Below are 18,533 nucleotides of genomic sequence, written 5' to 3'. Positions count from 1 at the left end.
TTGACTTAATTTTTAATTCCCATTTCTAATTTCCTGTGCCATTGCGGCAATCCCTTTCTTAATGTCCCCGCCAAACTGCTTTGCAAAAGCATTCATTCTGACTTTCTCACTTTCTTCAGTGGTATAGGCAAGGTATTCTTCCAAAGACACTTCAGTTCTGTAGACCTTTGAAAGCATCCCTCCAAGAGATATGAAAACTTCCTTGTACTTCTTATCGGGATCGTTGGCTTTGTTTACAGAAAGCACCAAAGCTTTCTCCTTTTCGGTCAGCCCGAGCAGCTCCTGAATCTGGTCGAACTTATTCTGGTATTTGCTCTGATCCAGCAGGATTTTACAGTCGCTGTTGTTGATAATGGCCTGCTTCACTACAGGAGATGAAATAATATCCTCCACCTCCTGGGTCACCACTATTGCCTCGCCAAAGAACTTGCGAACAGTCTTAAAAAGATACCGCAGATATTCCGCCATGCCCTCCCTTGCAATGGCTTTCCATGCCTCTTCAATTAAAATCATTTTACGGATTCCTTTGAGTTTTCTCATCTTGCTTATAAATACCTCCATAATAATAATGGTCACCACTGGAAACAAAATGGGATGGTCTTTAATATTATCAAGTTCAAATACAATAAACCTTTCCTTTAAAAGATCCAGATTCTCTGTGGCATTCAGAAGGTAATCAAACTCACCTCCGCTGTAATAAGGACGGAGCACATAGAGAAAATTATTGACATCAAAGTCCTTCTCTTTTACTTTATCTCCCTGAAGGATTGATACAAACTGCTCCTTCAGAAACTCATAAAAGGTATTGAAACAGGGAAAGATGTTTTTATCCTTTTCAAGATTTTCGTAATAGAGCTGGAGTGCATTGGACAGCGCCACATACTCGCTTCTGTTGAACGTTTCATCATCTTTCTTCCATAAGGCTAGCAGCAGCGTTTTAATGCTTTCTTTTTTTTCGGTATCCAGACTGTCGCCCTCACTGATGTAAAAAGGATTGAAACGGATAGGGTTCTTCTCGTCATAAGTGAAATAATAGCCGTTCACCATATCGCATAATCCTTTGTAGCTGTGTCCGACATCCACCAGTACAATATGGGTTCCCTGCTCATAATAGCTTCTGACCATATGATTGGTAAAAAAGGATTTGCCGCTTCCCGACGGACCGAGTATAAACTTATTTCGGTTGGTGCAGATGCCTTTCTTTACAGGCTCATCACTGATATCAACATGAACAGGCTTGCCTGTCAGACGGTCACCCAGACGGATGCCGCAGGGGCTCAGCGAGGAGCGGTAGCCTGTTTCCATATTCAGAAAACATACAGCCTGCTCTGTAAAAGTGTCAAAAGCATCATTCATTGGAAAATCGGCAGCATTTCCGGGAATGCCGGCCCAGTAGATCTGCGGCGCTCCCACAGTTTCCTGTTTGGCGGCTGCATCCATCTGCGCCAGGGCTGATGAGATTTTGTTTTTTATATCTTTCATCTCTTCTTTTTCTGAGGTCCATCCCAGGACATTAAAATGCGCTTTAACCGGAAGCCGCTGCTGCGCTATCGCTTCGTTTAGAAAATCATTTGCAGAATCCCTTGCAATCAGATTCTCTCTGCTGTAAGCAGATAATGACTGGAGTCTTAATCTTTTACTTTCCAGCTTTTGGATCGTTTTCTGCGCATCTTCAATGAAAATATACTGGCTGTATATATGGTTGCATGAAAGAAGCTGTCCCAGCGTGGAAGCAAAACCGACACTGAACTTTGTCTTATCGGTCGAATATCTGTCAAAATTGATTCTTGACCCGCATAGCGAGGGCAGATCCGCAGCATCTCCAAGGGTAAAAAGCTGGCTGTGCTTATCTCCTATCTGCATACCTTCTGAAAACTTAAGATCGCTGTAAACAAATGAATTTTCATTTGCAGATAAAAAATAATATTTTTCAATGAGTCCAATTTTTCTGCTCTGGCTCTTGAGTTCATTATTTTTTAGCCTGGTCAGACGGATAAACCCGCTGTCCTCCATAATCCTTTTAAACTGGCCTGTAGTGTCAATGAAATCCTGAAGAAACTGGGATTTAGTCACTTCCTGAGGTGCAATGCTATTCCTTATGAGATTAGAAAAAAGCGAACTGGAATTCTTTCTCCCCTCCGGCTTTTTTGTAATCATAATATAACAGGAATGATCCAGAAATGGTCTCTCATTAAAAAAACGCTCGCTGCTTCTTGTGAGAAAACTGCTGTCTTCATTGTCAAAATTCGCTTTGTAGCTGCTTTCCAAAAACCAGTCCTGCTTGTGAAAAACAGTAAATTTTGGCAGTATTTTCACAGCTTTAATCCATGACTGGTGAAAGGCTTCATATTCGTGGTCCGAGAGCGTAAAAATTTCCGGCAGATCAGCTTTAAACACAACCGTTATATCACCCTGTTTTGACAAAATGCAGTCATGCTGCACATCCATAATCGGTAAAACATCATCCAATTCCTTTTCCATTTTTCCTTGCTTTACTAAGTTTTGCTTTTCTCTGCCAGAGGCTTCTGGCTGCATTCAAAATATGCTCTCCTAAATTCGGATCCACGCAGTTTCGCAGCACCTGCCTTTTGTTTGAAATACTGCACTCCTTTAAACTGAAACCTAAAGCCTGTTCAAGATCAGGAATCTGTGCATGCCGTATTTTTATTGATGGCTGTAGATCAGGCTGAGAAATCTCAAAATTTGACCAGATTAAATGGCGCTGCAGTGCAGCATCAGGATCAATCAGAGGTTTGTAATAAGGCTTTACATTTTCAACTGTCCATAAACATTCAGCGTTATGCCTTAAAAACAAGACTTCCTGATACAGCCGCATATCCGGAAATACCGCAGGAGTGCCGCGAAATCTCACACATATATTCTGCCTGAAGGATGAATGGGACTGGCATGGCGGCGAAGACCAGATAAAATCATACTCATTATAATGATCCAGAAGAAACTGATGCGCATCTCCGACCACGACTGTGTCCTCAGGAAAGTTCTCTGAATAGATGGCTGCAAGCTGCGGATCAAGTTCAACAGCAGTGACTGATACATTGGTCCAATTTTTTCTGTTACCTCCTATTCCGGCATAAAGATTTAAGACTTTCATAATTCATCACCTTTTTAACGTTCTAAGACTATCGCTTTAAAAAAACTGACCTGCTGCGCACTTTTACACATTTCGGAATTTGTCTGGAAGCTAAAGCTTTAATCATGCCATGCTCTCCATACTTCCTGCTCATCTTATAAATCTTAATTACCATTACCGTTCCTGCTGCACCAATTAAAATAACGCATAACAGTGAAGGAATTCCGATAATAAAAAGCACTGCAAAAACAATCATCAGTCCAACAACACCTCCTCCCAGATACCATATGTACTGGGCTTTAAGGCCTTTAAATTCAATTGACTGATTGATTCCTTTGTTGATCTGATAAACACTGCTCATGTTTGAGACTGCTTAGACACCAAAGAAAGATTTGATTACCGTAGCCACGACGACAAGAAACACGCAGCTTCCAAACCATGCGGCGGCTACCTTGCCCGTATCAGGGTCTCCGGCATTCCATTTCTGGTAAACTTTAACAGCACCTATAAGTCCGAGTATTGCGCCGACTGCGTACATGAGTTCTGTGCCCGCATCAAAATAACTCCTTACCTTTTGGTTCGCCTCATTTATTCCTGCCACACCATCCTGGGCATATGTATTTCCATTAATAATTAAAAGCAGAAAAATTAAGCTTACTAAGTTCTTGTTCCTTTTAAAAAAACACTTTAATTTTATTCCATCATTCACCATCATACCTCATTTTAAAGATTAATATTAATTCAAAAGCAGAGGAACAGCGCCGTCTCATCATCTATTCTCCTTGTCACATTTTACCTTACCGCACTAGAGCGGACGGGGAAAGTTCCTCTGCTGTCTTTTAATTATTTTCTTCCCATAATTCATCTGTTTCACTTGCAGTAAGAAGCAGTTCGGGATATTTTTCGGAATCAAGAGCAAGCAGAATGTTTACATTGCTGCGTAAAGAAGAAATCTTTACATATGGATAATCGGAAAGAATTAATCGGATATAATTCTTGAATTCCAGATTTGAGCGCTTTAATTCTGCGCTTTCCGTAACTGCTGCTGTCAAGCGGGCTGACAGTTCTTTAACCTCATCAAGAGTGGCAAATGATTCTTCAAATGCTTCATTAAGATTTGTCTGGTTAGTCTGTTCTTGATCGAAAGATTGGAATGGGTCATTGATTGGCTTCTTTCGCAAGAGGTAAAAATTAATTTTCTTTTTCCCTTGCAGAATTTCCTTTATTTCAAAAGAATAATAACGTAATCCAACAAACAGATACCATAAAATTAATAGAGTAATAACAGCTACAATGTAACTGTTCCATGTAATAGAATTTAACATAGCATTTTCATTTATCATTCAACATCATCTCATACTATGAATAAACCAAGAAGAACAATTATGGTTTATTATACTGTCCAAAGTAACTTCGGAAATAAAACTTCTACAAGTACAACTTTTTCTGTACCCCAGTTGTACCCCTGTACCTTTCACTAATATTAAGGGCTGACCGAATGACAAAAAAATGAGTCCATAAAAAAACCTCCTTAAAAGGAGGTCTATTTTACAGTTTACGATAGTTAATATTCTATAATCTTCTTAAACATCATTATTTCAGCATCTTTTTTATCAATAATCTTCCAGCCGTTATCAGAGAGGATAAAATATGCTTTTTCTTTCTTTTCTTCTGGAAGTCCAGGCCATAACACTCCAAATTCATTAATTTCATACTGAACAATATAATCGACCACAGCCATCTTTTTATCATTTGTCTCAGCAGTTATCTGAATGATTTGACCAAACTTCTTCAATCCTATCTTAACTTTCTGGATCTTGTATTCTCGTTCTTCTGCTGTCGTTTCAAGCAGAAAAGGTTTAGCTGAATCTGTAAACTCTATCAAAGGTTTATCTCTATTTTTATAGCCTTTAACTTTTATTATCTCTACAAAACCTTTTTCTTCTAAACCTGAATCCAGCATTTTTTTAGCATGCACAGGATCATTGCAGAAAACTTCAAAATCAATTTCTTGAGGAAATTGGTGTTTTTTTACAATCATACTTTCTGCTGTTCTATTATCCAGTTTATTGTTCTGGCAGCAGATAAATACAAGACTGAACAACGGCAGTATTCTTAATAGTGATTTCATGATCTCATAAATTAAATTAGTATTCCTTTATATGCTTAATAATTTTCTCTAATGTTTTAATTACAAATTCTTTATCTTTTTCTTCTGGATTATATGACTTGCTCCTCACCGATTGATATGATAAATTTCTCTTGAATGGAGTTGAGAGATAAGGAACGATTGTCTTAAAAATTAAACTCATTGATTTCGCCTTTAATACTCTCGTTTCATCAGTGGCTCTTAAAATCAGCCCCATTTGATCAGATGAAAGTGTGCATTGAATTTTATTTTCCACTGTTTGATGAGATGGATTGGAATTTCTCCGAGAAAGTGAATGTGCTGATTCTTCAAATTCATCGCGACTCTGAAGAAAACTGATCTCAGAAGTAAACCAATTCTCCAAGACATCCTTAATATTCTGATGGCTCGCATCAAAGGTTATTTTTATATTAGAGTGTAATTGCTTGAAGTCTTTGAAAAACAGCAGTAGCAGATTCAATTTGGCTAGGTGATTTTCAGTGGCATAAATCTGTTCAGTCATTCTTTCCGTCAGAATTGAAATATATTGTACGGAATTAAAATTATGATCAATCAGCAGTTCATCTAGCGGGGTGAAAATCGAAGGATTTTCCATATCACCCGAATGCTCCTCCAGAAGCTTTGAAAGTTCTCTAAAGTAAAGAATGCGCCGGTATGTAAGTTTCTTACCGTTGTCAGCCTCGATTGCATTCTGAAGTATTTTAATTACTCTTTTAATAGTCAATTTATCAGGCTCTGCGCTTAAATTTCTTTTATTAATTCTCTGCAGTTTTAACGCAAGCTCTTTTCTGCACACCATTAGATAGGTAATTGGCACTCTCTCATCGAGACTTAGATAGTACGAAAACCTATCCTCAATGAAAGAAATGAGATAATCCAGATTTGTAATTAGAAGATCAGCAAGGCGTCTTATTTTTTCAGATTGAAGGACTTTCTCTGTTCTATTCTCTATAATGCTGTCCAGCAGAAAAATCAGTGTTGAATGATACTGCCTGACTGTGACACGAATATGTCTTTTCTTTTTTAATGAAAAAACTTCGTTTTTAAGATGCACTTGAATTTTAATGGATTCTTTGGAAATATTTTCAGAAATAACTTCAATATCGTTATCGGTCAGACTATCAATATTTTTGCTTAATGGATCAAATGTCTGCAATATCAAAGAATCAAACCATTCTAATGGATATATATTATTCATCATAGTATAGCTTTTTTTGAAAAGTGCATTAACTACCCGCTTTTGAATTTCTCAATAAAATTGGCTCTGTATTCCGACGGCGATAATGAAGTATACTTTTTAAAAAATATTCCAAAAACTGATACACTTGCAAATTCCATTTCTTCCGCTATTTCGGAAAAACTTATCTGAACGTCTTCCAATAGAATTTTCGACTCGCTTATAAGTGCTTCTATAATTAGTACTTTAGCGCTTTTTCCTGTTATTTCTTTTACCACTCTATTTAGATATATTGAGGTCATAAATAGAGCACCCGCATAAAACTGAACTTGATGCTGCTTTTTGTAGTGAATGGACAAAATAGTTAGAAACTGTATAACTATATTTTCTTTTCTAGTGAAGTTTGGTAGAACATTTGACGCATACTTTGAATATATTATTTTAAGCTCATAAAGGAATAGATTCAAACTTATTCGAAGAAGTTCACTTTCATACGCTTCTCTCTTTGCTTCTAGATTTACATAATAAATGAGTCTGTATATAAGCGATAAGACTGAATATTCATTTTCATCTAGTGAAGCTTTTATCGATTCTTTTCTGATAAAAAAATAGAAAGAATCAACTAGCTCTTTCTTTAAACAATTTCTAATGGCAAAATCAGATGAGAATGTAACAAGGTAAATTTGCGATTTATCACGGATCTCACGAATATTACAGTCTGTATCTTTAGGAATTATAATAAGATCGCGCGCCGACAAATCTTGAATAATGTCCTCAATTTTCAGTATGAAACTGCCAGATCTAATAAGTAAGATTGCTAGATTTTCAGACATAAAAGAATCTTCCTTAGCTTGACTCTGTTCATACTTTTTAATAAGATGAATATCGAATCCGTCAATTGGACAATCTTCTATTTTTATATTAATTAAATTCTTTAGCATAACCCTATTTTTAAGGAACTTATTTGAATTATTCAGTCTTTAAATTTTCTTCTGATAATTAAAAAAAAGAAGAAATACAGATTTGAGAGAGTTGTGATATACAGCACGTATCCTGAAGTTCTACTAGTATTTCGTAAATTTTGGACATTAAGGTTTAAGTCCTCTATTCCATCATAGAAAAATAGATCTAAGATGAAATAGAGACTTATTACATTTATTAAAATCAAAAGCGTAAATAAAATGCCTCGCAGTTTCATTTTTATAGGATTTTATAAATCAACCTAAGTATTATTTGATCACATTTAGAAGAACTGCCAGATTAATAAATGTCATTTGGTTCTTTTTTAGGAAATCGCCTGATGGTCTATTTGTTACTGAAGTTTGCCAATCCGGATCTCGTTTTCTAGCCTCAGCATATAATGAATATCTTGAAATGGAAGAAACTTTCAAAATTGTATCTTTTTCATCTTCCTCCAAAAGTGAATCTACTACAATAGCTGATTCATATGTAACAATGTGGTCGTAAACCTCATCATAATCATCCTGCTGCTTGCTGATTAGATCTGCAATAAATAAATTCAGATTTGCTTTAACTGCAATACTCAAATCGGAATTATCAATAATTTCCACAAGCTTTTCTTCAGGGTTTGCTAAAATTAAGAGAATCAATTCGGGTGTTATAGTAATGATACTTTTACCACTTTGTTTGTTATTAACTCTCTTATCAATCAAGAAAAGGACTTGATTAATTAGCTGTTCATTAGAAGTAGGATATCCATTTTTAGAAACATAAAAATCAAAATCATTGAAAAAATTAATACCTGTTTCTTCAAAAGGATTCATTGTGTTTAAGGCATAAATTGCTTTTTCATGTGTCTGTGGAACAGAAGTGCTCTCAATTTCTGAATTATAATCTTGGTCAGCCGAACATGATAATAATAAAATTGCAGTCATGCTCATTAATAATAAACTTTTCATTTGATAATAGTTTGATGGTGAACGGGAATTTCCCAGTCCATTTCATCCGGATTGGCAGAACTTTAATTCAGCACTCTGCTGAACATTTTGCCGTTGAATTCGAAACAAAACTATTTCGTTAAAAATCGTTCCGCAAGCCATTATGTGTGGATTTCCATGAATTTATAGTATGGATTTCATGGAAATCCATACTTCATTTTAACATAACAATCCCTTAACATTCAATAATTTAACCTATTTTTACAGTTGGCTTTAGCAAGATAATCCTGTAGAGGCAACTTTTTTTCAGGATTTATAATATCACAAAGAAATATCTAAAAAAACATTGCCCCTATGAAACAAAATTTATTATTTGTAATGCTGCTTTGTGCTTTTTCTTTTGATTTCGGATTTGCACAGAAAAAAGAATTTAAAGCTTCTGATTCATTAAAAAATAAAAGTTACACGTACCTTGATGATCAATTATACAATCATCGAAAAGACAGTTCAAAAGCATCCGTTTATCTGCTAACCTATCTAAAAAAAGCCAAAAACGAGAAAAACTGGAAAGAGATAATTTTTGCTTATCAAAACTATCTTCATCATTCACCTGATAAAATGCGCATAATTTATGCAGACAGCATGATTTACACTGCTAAAAAGGCAGGAGATAATACGCTACTTGGTTCTTCATATCTTTCAAAAGGAATTGTATATTATGGACGGAAAGATTATGAGAATGCCTTTCAAAACTATATTAGAGCTAATAACTACATTTCTAGGTCAAATGACAAATACCTGATTAATAAGGTAAAATATCATATGGCTCAAATTAAATACTATCTTGGTTTTTACGATGAAGCTCTCGCGTTATTTAATGATTGCTTAACTTATTTTAAAGTAGAAAACACCTCCGCATATTTAAACACTCTTCACTCCATAGGGGTATGCTATAATAGGATTGGAAATTACGGTTTATGTTCTGAGATTAATAGAAAAGGGATTTATGAGGGTAAATCTCTGGGTCTTTCCGATATGGAGATTTATTTCATTCATTCGGATGGAATTAATGAATATTTCAAAAAAAATTATCAGTTAGCTATTTCTAAATTAGAATCTGTAGTTGAAAAAATAAAAGACAACAGAGATTTTGCTAATGAAGCAGTCGGATATTTTTATATTGGAAAAAGTTTTTGGTCTGTAAGAAATAAAGACCAAGCCCTACCCTATTTATTAAAAGTAGACAAAGCTTTTCAAGAAAAAAAATACATTAGACCAGATCTTCGGGAATCATACGAACTTCTCATCACTTATTACAAAAACAAAAAAGATCTTAGTAAACAGCTTTACTATATCGATCAGCTTCTCCGAGCAGATACTATACTTAACAATACCTACAAGTATTTAGTAACAAAAATACATAAGAATTACGATACTAAAGAATTGCTGATTGAGAAAGAAAAAATCCAAAATGAAAATAAAAAGATTCATAAAGAACTGGTAAAGGAGAAGCACTATGATCTAATTTTTGCAGGTATAATATTGGTGCTTTTTACAGTTTCGTTTTACCTCAACTACAGGCATCAAAAGAATAAAAAGTTCTATAAAAAGAAATTTGATGAGCTAATGCTTGAATTAAATACGAAACCTAAAGATAAAAAAGAATTGCCAAAAGAAAAATCTCCAACACTTGACATACCATCAGAAACAATTACTTCCATTTTGAATGGACTTCAGAGTTTTGAAGATTCTAAAAAATTTCTAGGAAAAGATCTTCGGCTCAATGTAGTAGCCAACATGCTTCACACAAACTCCAAATATCTCTACAAAGTCATTTCTCATTATAAAGGCAAGCGTTTCGTAGAATACATTAACGATCTTAAAATAAACTATATTATAGCGTTACTAAACGATGATCGAATGTCCAGAAAATATAGCAATTCAGCTTTGGCCGAAGAGGCTGGTTTCAGCAGTACACAGCAATTTGCACTAGCATTCAAGCAGAAAACTGAAATGCCTGTTAATTTTTTCATTGAGCAATTAAGTAAATAATTCATTTTATCGAACTTCTTATAATCTGAAACTTCTAAATTTGCTGACGTAATTAAAAAAACATGACATTATGAAAGATCTAATCGCAAAAATTAGTGCTGAGATTGAAACATTCAGAATAGAATCTGAATCTCTTTCTGAAAAAGGAATTAAAGCTGCTGGAGCAAGAGCTCGTAAATCTTCTTTAGAACTTGAAAAACTTTTAAAGGAGTTCAGAAAAGTTTCTATCGAGGAATCTAAAAAGTAACTTTTCCTTTTTTAAAATTTATGCCTTTCAAATATTTGGAAGGCATTTTTATTTTTACAACAGTGCTATTTGTGATTAGTAATCTTTAAATCTTTATCAATCTCTTCTACACGTTTAAAAAATTCTGAAATTGATATTTCATAATAAGTACATATTTCGAAAAGTGTACTTATGCTAATATTCAAATTACCAGATTCATTTCTACCAATATGAATTGTCAGATTTTTATTAGCTTTTATATCGTTTGCAACTTTTTCTTGGGTCAAACCAGTTTTCAAGCGAAGTTCTTTAAGAACAAGCTTTACGGCTGTTAGAAGTCTATCATTTTTAATTTGTCCCATAATGTACCAAAGCAACCAAGAAAAAAAATCACAAACAATGACATATTTGTCATTTTAATTTTTATCTTTACATCATACATTTTGTAAAAAATATTATTTTTGCGATTCTTCAAAAAAATATTGAAGCATTCGCTTTGAATCTCGGACGGAAAACTGGTAATTTTTAGCAACGGGATGATAAGTACGATGCTCACGTCTTTTGGCGTGGGCTCACTTATTGTTGCATGGTATACCAGTACCTCCGTTCGATAAGCTGAGTTCCGCGCCTTTTTTATTTTACTCATCTTTTTAATTCTTAGCAATTCTTTCTTTATTTTTCTATCGTATTAGTAATAACTAACCCTGAAATAATAATGCCTGTGAATTAAAAAATTGTTGTTTGCCTTATCTCAAAGCAAAAAAATGGCCCTCAACGGCAGCGACCAAACTAGCGTAGAGGACCTTAGCTAATCAAAATCAATTTAACTAACCAATCCCAATATTATGAATTATTTTTCATTCCACAAGGATGGGAAAGCGCTTTATTGCCTAATTTTTACGGCAGTTTTGTTCACTTTTTCATCATCGTTTGCCGTTAATTCATCTCGGCATTTCAGTTTTGTTTTACAACAGAATCAGATAAAAGGAACTGTTACAGACGGCTCTGCTCCTCTACCCGGAGTAACCATTGGCGTAAAAGGTACTGGTAATAACTACTCTATTACAGACTATAGAGGACAGTATATAATTAATGCTGGTTCTAATGACACTTTGATAGTTTCCTTTTTGGGATTTAAAACTAAGTATGTCCCAATAAACAGAAGCACAAAAGTCGACATTATACTACAATACGATACAACAACATTACAGGAAGTTCGGGTAAATGCTGGTTATTATTCTGTAAAGGAAAGTGACCGTACGGGGAGTATTGCCCGAATTACCTCCAAAGATATAGAAACTCAACCTGTAACTAATGTTCTTGCAACAATGCAAGGGAGAATGGCAGGAGTAAGTGTGACGCAGACTACAGGTGTTCCGGGCGGAGGTTTTGATATTAAAATCAGAGGACAGAATAGTCTGCGCTCTGATGCCAATGCGCCTTTATACATCATTGACGGGGTGCCTTACGCTTCCACCCCTATAGGATACAATCAGACCGCTACTGCATATCCCACCGTTACGAGCCCTTTAAACAGCATCAACCCGGAAAATATACAGAGCATAGAGATTTTAAAGGACGCTGATGCCACTGCTATTTACGGATCAAGAGGCGCAAACGGAGCGGTGCTTATCACCACTAAAAAAGGGAGCGCAGGCAAAACAGCATTTACAGTTCAGGCATCAACAGGAACTGGAAAAGTCACCAGATTCATGGATCTGATGAATACCGAGCAGTATCTGGCGATGCGCAGGAAGGCATTTGAAAATGACAAGGTTTCTTACCAGGCCCGTGATTATGATGTCGATGGGACTTGGGATCAGAACCGTTATACAGACTGGCAGAAAGAACTTCTTGGAGGCACTGCATTAATCAACAATATTAGCGGATCAGTTTCAGGAGGGTCGGAGAAAACACAGTTTATCCTATCAGGGAATTACTATACCGAATCAACAGTGTTTGTCGGAGATGCGTTGTACAAGAAAGGAGGAAGCCAGTTTAATTTAAACCATCAGTCTGATAATGGGAAGTTTCGTCTGGGTTTTTCAGCCGGATATAATGTTCAGGACAACAAATTGCCTGCATTTGATTTTACATCTGATGCTCGGAATCTGCCTCCAAATGCCCCTGCTCTTTATAACGCTGATGGAAGTCTGAACTGGGAGAATAAAACATGGAATAATCCTCTGAGGAACCTTAATGCGGTTTTTAAAGCAAAAACAAATGATTTAGTTGCCAATACGGTGCTTTCATATGAGGTTTTTTCCAATTTTTTTATAAAAAGCAGTTTTGGCTTTACAAACCTTTCTACAGCTGAAACCAGAACTTCGCCTTCCACGATTTATAATCCTGCAAATAATATTACGAGTGCCAGATCCAGCATTTATGTAAATAACACTTCCCGCTCTTCATGGATTATTGAACCGCAGCTAAATTATTCGAAAGATATTTCGCAGGGCAGTCTGGATGTATTACTGGGAGCTACTTTTCAAAATCAGAATACAGCCAGCCTCTACCAGACAGGCAACGGATTTGCCTCCAACAGTCTGATCTATAATCTGGCAGCCGCATCGTATGTCACCATACTGCTTGATGATCAGACACAGTACCGCTATCAGGCAGTTTTTGGGAGAATCAATTACAACTGGCAGCAAAAGTATATCCTGAATCTTACGGCCAGAAGAGATGGATCAAGCCGTTTTGGTCCGGGAAATCAGTTTGCTCTTTTTGGTGCTGCGGGGGCAGCGTGGCTCTTTTCAAAAGAAAATTTCCTGAGAGAGAGCTCTTGGCTGAGTTTTGGAAAACTCAGAACAAGTTACGGATCAACGGGAAATGACCAGATAGGGGATTATCAGTATTTGGATACCTATACTGTTTCGCAGACATCCTACAACGGAACAGCTGGTCTGCAGCCTTCCAGACTTTTCAATAAAGATTTTGGGTGGGAAATAAATAAAAAATTTGAAGCTGCTCTCGAACTTGGCTTTCTTCAAGATCGGATTTTCACAACAGCATCATGGTATCAGAACCGTTCCTCAAATCAGCTGACCGGCATGCCGATCGCAGGCACAACAGGTTTTACAATCCTGCAGGGCAATTTGGGTGCAGTGGTAGAAAATAAAGGACTGGAACTGACGCTGAGAACCGTAAATGTAAACGCAGGCAGTTTTAATTGGACGACAAACTTTAATCTCACATTTGCAAGAAACAGGCTGGTGCGATTTCCCGGACTAGAAAGCTCCTCTTACAGCCAGCAGTACAGAATTGGAGAACCTCTAAATATCAGGCTGCTCTATCAGTATACGGGAGTTGATCCGCAGACTGGTGTTTATCAGTTTGAAGATCTGAATGGCGATGGGAAGATATCGTTTCCCGATGACCAGCAGATAGCCGCTGACCTGAATCCAAAATATTACGGAGGACTTCAGAACCAGATTAGCTTCAGGAATTGGAAGCTTGATTTTCTATTCCAGTTTGTTAATCAGAAGAACAGAGTCTACTTGAACGGTCTTGCAGGACAGATGCTCAACCAGCCTGTAAGAATGGCCGACAGCTGGCAGGGTATTAACGATGAGGCAAGGTATCAGCTTTACACCTCAGGGACAAACAGCGCTGCGGTAAACGCGAATTATTTCTACAGCAGAAGCACTGCCAGCAATGAGGACGCCTCATTTATCCGTCTTAAAAATATTGCGCTTACCTATGATCTTCCCCTGAAATTAAAAGAGACGCAATGCAGACTGATGCTTCAGGGGCAAAACCTGCTTACATTCACAAAATACAGGGACGGCGATCCTGAATTTACAACTATGGGATATCTGCCGCCCTTAAAAATAATGACTGCCGGCGTACAGCTGACATTTTAAATCCGAAAATCATGAAAACACAAATTATTATATACTTTAAAGTCTTTTTTATTGTAATTCTCGCTTTTGCCGAGGTATCATGTGATTCATTTGTAGAAGTGGATCTTCCAGAATCACAGCTTACCAGCGAAGGGGTTTTTAGAGACTATGCAACAGCAGATGCTGCGCTTTCTGATATTTATGCAAAGCTTAGAGATACGGGGATATTAACCGGATCTAATACAGGCATATCAAACCAGCTTGGAAATTATACGGACGAACTTATTGCCTTCGGGTCGCCAACCAGCACTACGGTAAGCTTTTTCAATAATGCGCTTCTGCCGTCTAATTCAAATGTGGCGGATTACTGGAATAATTCCTATAATCAGATTTATGCGGCAAATGCAGTTTTGGAAGGTGTGGCGGGGAATGCTGCTTTTTCGGCTGAGAATAAGGCAAAATTACAGGGTGAATCTTTATTTATTAGAGCGCTGGTTCATTTTTATCTAGCAAATTTATTTGGCAGCATTCCCTATATCAAAACTACGGATTATACGGTAAACGGCTTTGCGGCGCGAGAGCCCCTGGCAGATGTTTATAAAAACGTAACAGAGGATCTTCAAAATGCGGCTAATCTGCTTCCTTCAGCCTATAGCAGCTCAGAAAGGATCCGTCCTAACAAGTATGCTGTTAAAGCACTGCTTGCAAGAGTTTATTTATATAGAGGATTATTTGCTGAAGCGTCAAATGAATCCTCAGCAGTTTTAAACCAGAGCAACACCTATGTATTGATTTCTGATCTGAATCAGGTTTTTTTAATCGGTTCCAAAGAGACCATCTGGCAGCTAAAATCGACCGTTGCGGGACAGAATGCACAGGAGGGGACAACCTTTATATTTCTTTCAGGCCCGCCTGTGCTTACATCTCTAAACCCGGATTTATATAATTCTTTCACTTCTGGAGATCTTAGAAAAAACAGTTGGATTAAAACCGTTATGAATGGTAGTACCCCTTGGTACCATCCTTATAAATATAAACAGCAGGACTTTACAGGAACTTCCAAAGAATATTCTATAGTTTTTCGCGCAGCAGAGCAGTATCTGATAAGAGCTGAAGCCAGAGCGCATCAGGGAGATTTAATCGGTGCTAAGGACGATATCAATAAGATAAGACATCGTGCAGGCCTTGGGAATACATTGGCTGTCTCACAGAATGAAATTCTTCAGACAGTGCTTGAAGAAAGAAAATGGGAGCTTTTCACAGAACAGGGGCATCGATTTTTTGACTTGAAACGGTATAATAAAATTGATGCGGTTCTTTCAGCCGTTAAGCAGGGATGGAACACTGCCGACAGCCTGCTTCCAATACCCCAGAATGAACTGAGTGCAAATCCAAACCTGAGACCACAGAATCCAGGGTATTAAACCAACTATATGATAACCTATTATTATAAAAACTTTTTTCACAATGTTTTACAGCAGACTCTGACAGATGCTGGATTTTTTTTTATTTTATTTATTTTGCCATTAGTAGCCTGTCCCTTATGGGGACAGGAAAGGCAGAAAGAGAACCTGCATCCTAAAGATTATGATAGATGGGGACGTCTGCTTCTTGAAAAGGTTTCGCCTGACGAACGCTGGGTCAGCTACAAAATGATTTATCAAAACACTTCTGATACGCTTTTTGTCAAAGGCATCGAAAAGAATAAAATTTATAGCTTTACAGGAGCAAAAAAAACCGCGTTTACAGCAGGAGGTTTTATCTGCCTAACGGACGGAAACCTGCATCTTCTTAATCTGGCAGAAGACAAAAGTGAAATCATACATTCGGTCAAACAGTTTGGATACCTGAAGTCATCTGATATAATAATAGTGCTGAAATCTGAAGCAGAAAAAAAACAGACCTTACTGATTCGAACTCTTGAAGGCAGACTAATAGAAAGTATTTCCAATGTAATAAGTTTTTCTGTAAGCCCTGATGAAAATAAAGTTGTTTATACGGAGGCTGCCAGTGAAAAAAAGGTTTTGATGCTGATGGATTTTAAAAGGAATTATAAAAAGAAAACCGTATATGAAAGCACGTCATCGTTTACTAATTTTACCTGGAGTAAAAACGGTAAGGCATTCGCTTTTAACAGCCGACCAAAAGGAGAATTAAAGTGCTCGCTGCACTATTGTCTTGCAGATCTGAATAATCTGTATACAATTTCCTCTGACGGGCTTGCTTTTGATCAGGAAGCTTTTATAACTGATCAGCAGGTGAGGAATCTTTCCATTGCAGATGATGGCAGCAGGGTATTTTTCAATTATAAATCCGTCGAAAATGAACCTTCAAGTTCAGGTGTTGAACTTTGGAATGGTAATGATAAGCTCGTCTATCTGGAGAAAAAAGTAAAAGGAGATTTTAAAACAGCGGCAAAAACAGCGGTATGGAATCCTTTCTCGAATAAAGTTTTTCCTTTAACTTCGTCTGAACTTCCGAAACTTATCATGAGTGCAGATCAGAAGCATGCACTGCTTTACAATCCCGAGGCGTATGAGCCACAGTGGGAAATGGATAGCCCTATTGATTTTTTTTTAATCGATACTCATTCGGGAGAGAAAAAAAAGCTTATTGAGAAACAGTCTGCCGAACTGGGAACAACCGTGGTTTCGCCTTCAGGAAAATACGTCGCTTATTTCAAAGGAAAGAACTGGTGGATCTATAATATCAAAGCAGATACTCATACCGATATTACTAAGAATATCAATTCAAGCTTCAGCGGCAAAGTAGAGCAATTAGTTCATGAAAGCGTCTATCGCATTGCCGGATGGAGTCTTCAGGATAAAGAAATTTTAATTTATGACGAGTTTGACATTTGGGCGGTAAAATGTGACGGATCTTCTTATAGAAGACTTACAAAAGGGAGGGAGAAAAAAATCAAATTTAGCATGCCTGAATTATTAAATTTTCCTTTGCTGCGTTATGCTGATAACGTTCCTGTTACCTATAACTATGATATTCAAAAAGAACTGCTGCTAAAAGCTGAAGGTTATGACGGAATGACGGGCTGGTTTAAATGGAATCCTAGTTCGGGAGAAGAAGAGGTAATTTATAAAAATAGATTTACAGATCAGCTTTATTATAATCTAAAGAATCAAAAATTAATCTTTACCGAACAGGACTATAATGTTTCGCCGCGGATTGTTTTACGTTCAAAAGAAGGCAGTGAAAGTCTTATTTTTCAGAGCAATCCCCAACAGTTAGATTTTCTCTGGGGGCATTCCCAAATGATATATTATAAAAACACAAAAGGCAGAGAGCTCAGAGGCGTGCTGATTTTTCCTGCTGATTACAATGCAGAGAAAAAATATCCTATGATTGTACATGTATACGAAGAGCTGCATGGAAGGATCCATAAATATGTTAATCCCTCACTGTTAAACAGCACTGGTTTTAACCATACGGTTGCATCATTGGAAGGTTATTTCGTATTTCTTCCCGATGTTATTGCGGAACAAGGAAATCCTGGCAGAGCTATAACCGACTGTATTACTACAGCAATTGCAAAAGTAATTGAGAAAAACGCTATAAATCCTAAAAGGATTGGACTGATCGGCCATTCGTTCGGAGGCTATGAATCTTCATACCTGATCACCCAGACCGATCTTTTTGCCGCGGCGGTTTCCGGCAACGGAATTTCTGATTTAGGCACAATGTCTCTGTCTGTCAGCCGATCTTCAGGAAAGCCCGATATGTGGAGGTTTGAAAAAGACATTTGGATGTTAGGAAAAACACTCATGGAAGCTCCGAAACTTTATCAGATTAATTCAGCCATATATAATGCGGATAAAGTGAAAACTCCCCTTCTTTTATGGGTTGGTCAAGAAGACCGGCAGGTGGATATGAGACAGAGCATCGAATACTATCTTGCCTTGCGAAGATTGGGCAAGAAAACGATAATGCTGCAATATCCTGAAGAAGACCATGTCCTTTTTAATAAGCAAAACCAGATGGATTTAAGCAGGAGGATAATGCAGTGGTTTAATTATTATTTAAAAGATGATTTTTCGGCGGAGTGGATAAAAAATGGAACTGAATAATCAAAAAAACAAT

Annotated in this window: 15 protein-coding genes; 5 read left to right on the top strand and 10 right to left on the bottom strand. The window is 36.9% G+C overall.

Features of this window, described 5'->3' with window-relative positions:
• Positions 1-12: 12 nt before the first annotated feature.
• The 9 genes from M0M44_RS11960 to M0M44_RS11920 all read right to left on the bottom strand — a co-directional run bounded on the left by M0M44_RS11960 (position 13) and on the right by M0M44_RS11920 (position 8,336).
• Positions 13-2,481, bottom strand: a complete 2,469-nt coding sequence (locus M0M44_RS11960; RefSeq protein ID WP_248730002.1) for a TraG family conjugative transposon ATPase — start codon at positions 2,479-2,481, stop codon at positions 13-15.
• Positions 2,462-3,112, bottom strand: coding sequence for a DNA cytosine methyltransferase (locus tag M0M44_RS11955; RefSeq protein ID WP_248729969.1), 651 nt, complete (start codon positions 3,110-3,112; stop codon positions 2,462-2,464). The genes M0M44_RS11960 and M0M44_RS11955 overlap by 20 nt, the downstream gene beginning before the upstream one ends.
• A 28-nt stretch (positions 3,113-3,140) precedes the next feature.
• Entirely contained in the window at positions 3,141-3,452 is a 312-nt protein-coding gene (locus tag M0M44_RS11950; protein ID WP_248729968.1) for a DUF4133 domain-containing protein, read from the bottom strand.
• 12 nt (positions 3,453-3,464) lie between these two features.
• Complete coding sequence (locus tag M0M44_RS11945) at positions 3,465-3,803, bottom strand: DUF4134 domain-containing protein (protein WP_248730001.1); 339 nt, start codon at positions 3,801-3,803, stop codon at positions 3,465-3,467.
• Between the two features lie 127 nt (positions 3,804-3,930).
• Positions 3,931-4,416, bottom strand: coding sequence for a hypothetical protein (locus M0M44_RS11940; protein ID WP_248729967.1), 486 nt, complete (start codon positions 4,414-4,416; stop codon positions 3,931-3,933).
• 239 nt (positions 4,417-4,655) lie between these two features.
• Positions 4,656-5,222, bottom strand: coding sequence for a hypothetical protein (locus M0M44_RS11935; protein WP_248729966.1), 567 nt, complete (start codon positions 5,220-5,222; stop codon positions 4,656-4,658).
• Positions 5,223-5,238: 16 nt separating this feature from the next.
• The gene (locus M0M44_RS11930; RefSeq protein WP_248729965.1) at positions 5,239-6,441 is read right to left on the bottom strand and encodes a hypothetical protein; all 1,203 of its coding nucleotides are present in this window, start codon (positions 6,439-6,441) and stop codon (positions 5,239-5,241) included.
• Between the two features lie 29 nt (positions 6,442-6,470).
• Complete coding sequence (locus M0M44_RS11925) at positions 6,471-7,358, bottom strand: helix-turn-helix domain-containing protein (protein ID WP_248729964.1); 888 nt, start codon at positions 7,356-7,358, stop codon at positions 6,471-6,473.
• A 288-nt stretch (positions 7,359-7,646) separates the two neighbouring features.
• Complete coding sequence (locus tag M0M44_RS11920; RefSeq protein WP_248729963.1) at positions 7,647-8,336, bottom strand: hypothetical protein; 690 nt, start codon at positions 8,334-8,336, stop codon at positions 7,647-7,649.
• A gap of 333 nt (positions 8,337-8,669) precedes the next feature.
• Between M0M44_RS11920 and M0M44_RS11915 the strand changes: the two genes are divergently transcribed.
• Both M0M44_RS11915 and M0M44_RS11910 read left to right on the top strand, forming a co-directional pair.
• Positions 8,670-10,367 (top strand): helix-turn-helix domain-containing protein, encoded by a 1,698-nt coding sequence (locus M0M44_RS11915; RefSeq protein ID WP_248729962.1) that lies wholly within the window; start codon positions 8,670-8,672, stop codon positions 10,365-10,367.
• Positions 10,368-10,437: 70 nt separating this feature from the next.
• Positions 10,438-10,614 (top strand): histone H1, encoded by a 177-nt coding sequence (locus M0M44_RS11910; RefSeq protein ID WP_248729961.1) that lies wholly within the window; start codon positions 10,438-10,440, stop codon positions 10,612-10,614.
• 65 nt (positions 10,615-10,679) lie between these two features.
• Here M0M44_RS11910 and M0M44_RS11905 read toward each other — a convergent pair whose 3' ends face one another.
• Positions 10,680-10,955, bottom strand: coding sequence for a helix-turn-helix domain-containing protein (locus tag M0M44_RS11905; protein ID WP_248729960.1), 276 nt, complete (start codon positions 10,953-10,955; stop codon positions 10,680-10,682).
• Between the two features lie 483 nt (positions 10,956-11,438).
• Here M0M44_RS11905 and M0M44_RS11900 point away from each other — a divergent pair, with 483 nt between their 5' ends.
• From M0M44_RS11900 to M0M44_RS11890, 3 genes are read left to right on the top strand one after another with little or no spacing between them, the layout of a single operon-like run.
• Entirely contained in the window at positions 11,439-14,459 is a 3,021-nt protein-coding gene (locus tag M0M44_RS11900; protein WP_248729959.1) for a SusC/RagA family TonB-linked outer membrane protein, read from the top strand.
• Between the two features lie 11 nt (positions 14,460-14,470).
• Entirely contained in the window at positions 14,471-15,862 is a 1,392-nt protein-coding gene (locus M0M44_RS11895; protein ID WP_248729958.1) for a RagB/SusD family nutrient uptake outer membrane protein, read from the top strand.
• A gap of 9 nt (positions 15,863-15,871) precedes the next feature.
• Positions 15,872-18,520, top strand: coding sequence for a S9 family peptidase (locus M0M44_RS11890; protein ID WP_248729957.1), 2,649 nt, complete (start codon positions 15,872-15,874; stop codon positions 18,518-18,520).
• Positions 18,521-18,533 lie beyond the last annotated feature (13 nt).

Source organism: Flavobacterium humidisoli (assembly GCF_023272795.1).
GTDB lineage: Bacteria > Bacteroidota > Bacteroidia > Flavobacteriales > Flavobacteriaceae > Flavobacterium > Flavobacterium humidisoli.
This window is presented reverse-complemented; position numbering and strand designations above follow the sequence as displayed.

Excerpts from the sequence above, each read along its gene's own strand:
- M0M44_RS11945 (WP_248730001.1), bottom strand. The coding sequence starts at position 3,803 with ATGGTGAATGATGGAATAAAATTAAAGTGTTTTTTTAAAAGGAACAAG.
- M0M44_RS11900 (WP_248729959.1), top strand. The coding sequence starts at position 11,439 with ATGAATTATTTTTCATTCCACAAGGATGGGAAAGCGCTTTATTGCCTA.
- M0M44_RS11905 (WP_248729960.1), bottom strand. The coding sequence starts at position 10,955 with ATGGGACAAATTAAAAATGATAGACTTCTAACAGCCGTAAAGCTTGTT.
- M0M44_RS11895 (WP_248729958.1), top strand. The coding sequence starts at position 14,471 with ATGAAAACACAAATTATTATATACTTTAAAGTCTTTTTTATTGTAATT.
- M0M44_RS11960 (WP_248730002.1), bottom strand. The coding sequence starts at position 2,481 with ATGGAAAAGGAATTGGATGATGTTTTACCGATTATGGATGTGCAGCAT.
- M0M44_RS11910 (WP_248729961.1), top strand. The coding sequence starts at position 10,438 with ATGAAAGATCTAATCGCAAAAATTAGTGCTGAGATTGAAACATTCAGA.
- M0M44_RS11955 (WP_248729969.1), bottom strand. The coding sequence starts at position 3,112 with ATGAAAGTCTTAAATCTTTATGCCGGAATAGGAGGTAACAGAAAAAAT.
- M0M44_RS11935 (WP_248729966.1), bottom strand. The coding sequence starts at position 5,222 with ATGAAATCACTATTAAGAATACTGCCGTTGTTCAGTCTTGTATTTATC.
- M0M44_RS11890 (WP_248729957.1), top strand. The coding sequence starts at position 15,872 with ATGATAACCTATTATTATAAAAACTTTTTTCACAATGTTTTACAGCAG.
- M0M44_RS11950 (WP_248729968.1), bottom strand. The coding sequence starts at position 3,452 with ATGAGCAGTGTTTATCAGATCAACAAAGGAATCAATCAGTCAATTGAA.
- M0M44_RS11930 (WP_248729965.1), bottom strand. The coding sequence starts at position 6,441 with ATGATGAATAATATATATCCATTAGAATGGTTTGATTCTTTGATATTG.
- M0M44_RS11915 (WP_248729962.1), top strand. The coding sequence starts at position 8,670 with ATGAAACAAAATTTATTATTTGTAATGCTGCTTTGTGCTTTTTCTTTT.
- M0M44_RS11940 (WP_248729967.1), bottom strand. The coding sequence starts at position 4,416 with ATGTTAAATTCTATTACATGGAACAGTTACATTGTAGCTGTTATTACT.
- M0M44_RS11920 (WP_248729963.1), bottom strand. The coding sequence starts at position 8,336 with ATGAAAAGTTTATTATTAATGAGCATGACTGCAATTTTATTATTATCA.
- M0M44_RS11925 (WP_248729964.1), bottom strand. The coding sequence starts at position 7,358 with ATGCTAAAGAATTTAATTAATATAAAAATAGAAGATTGTCCAATTGAC.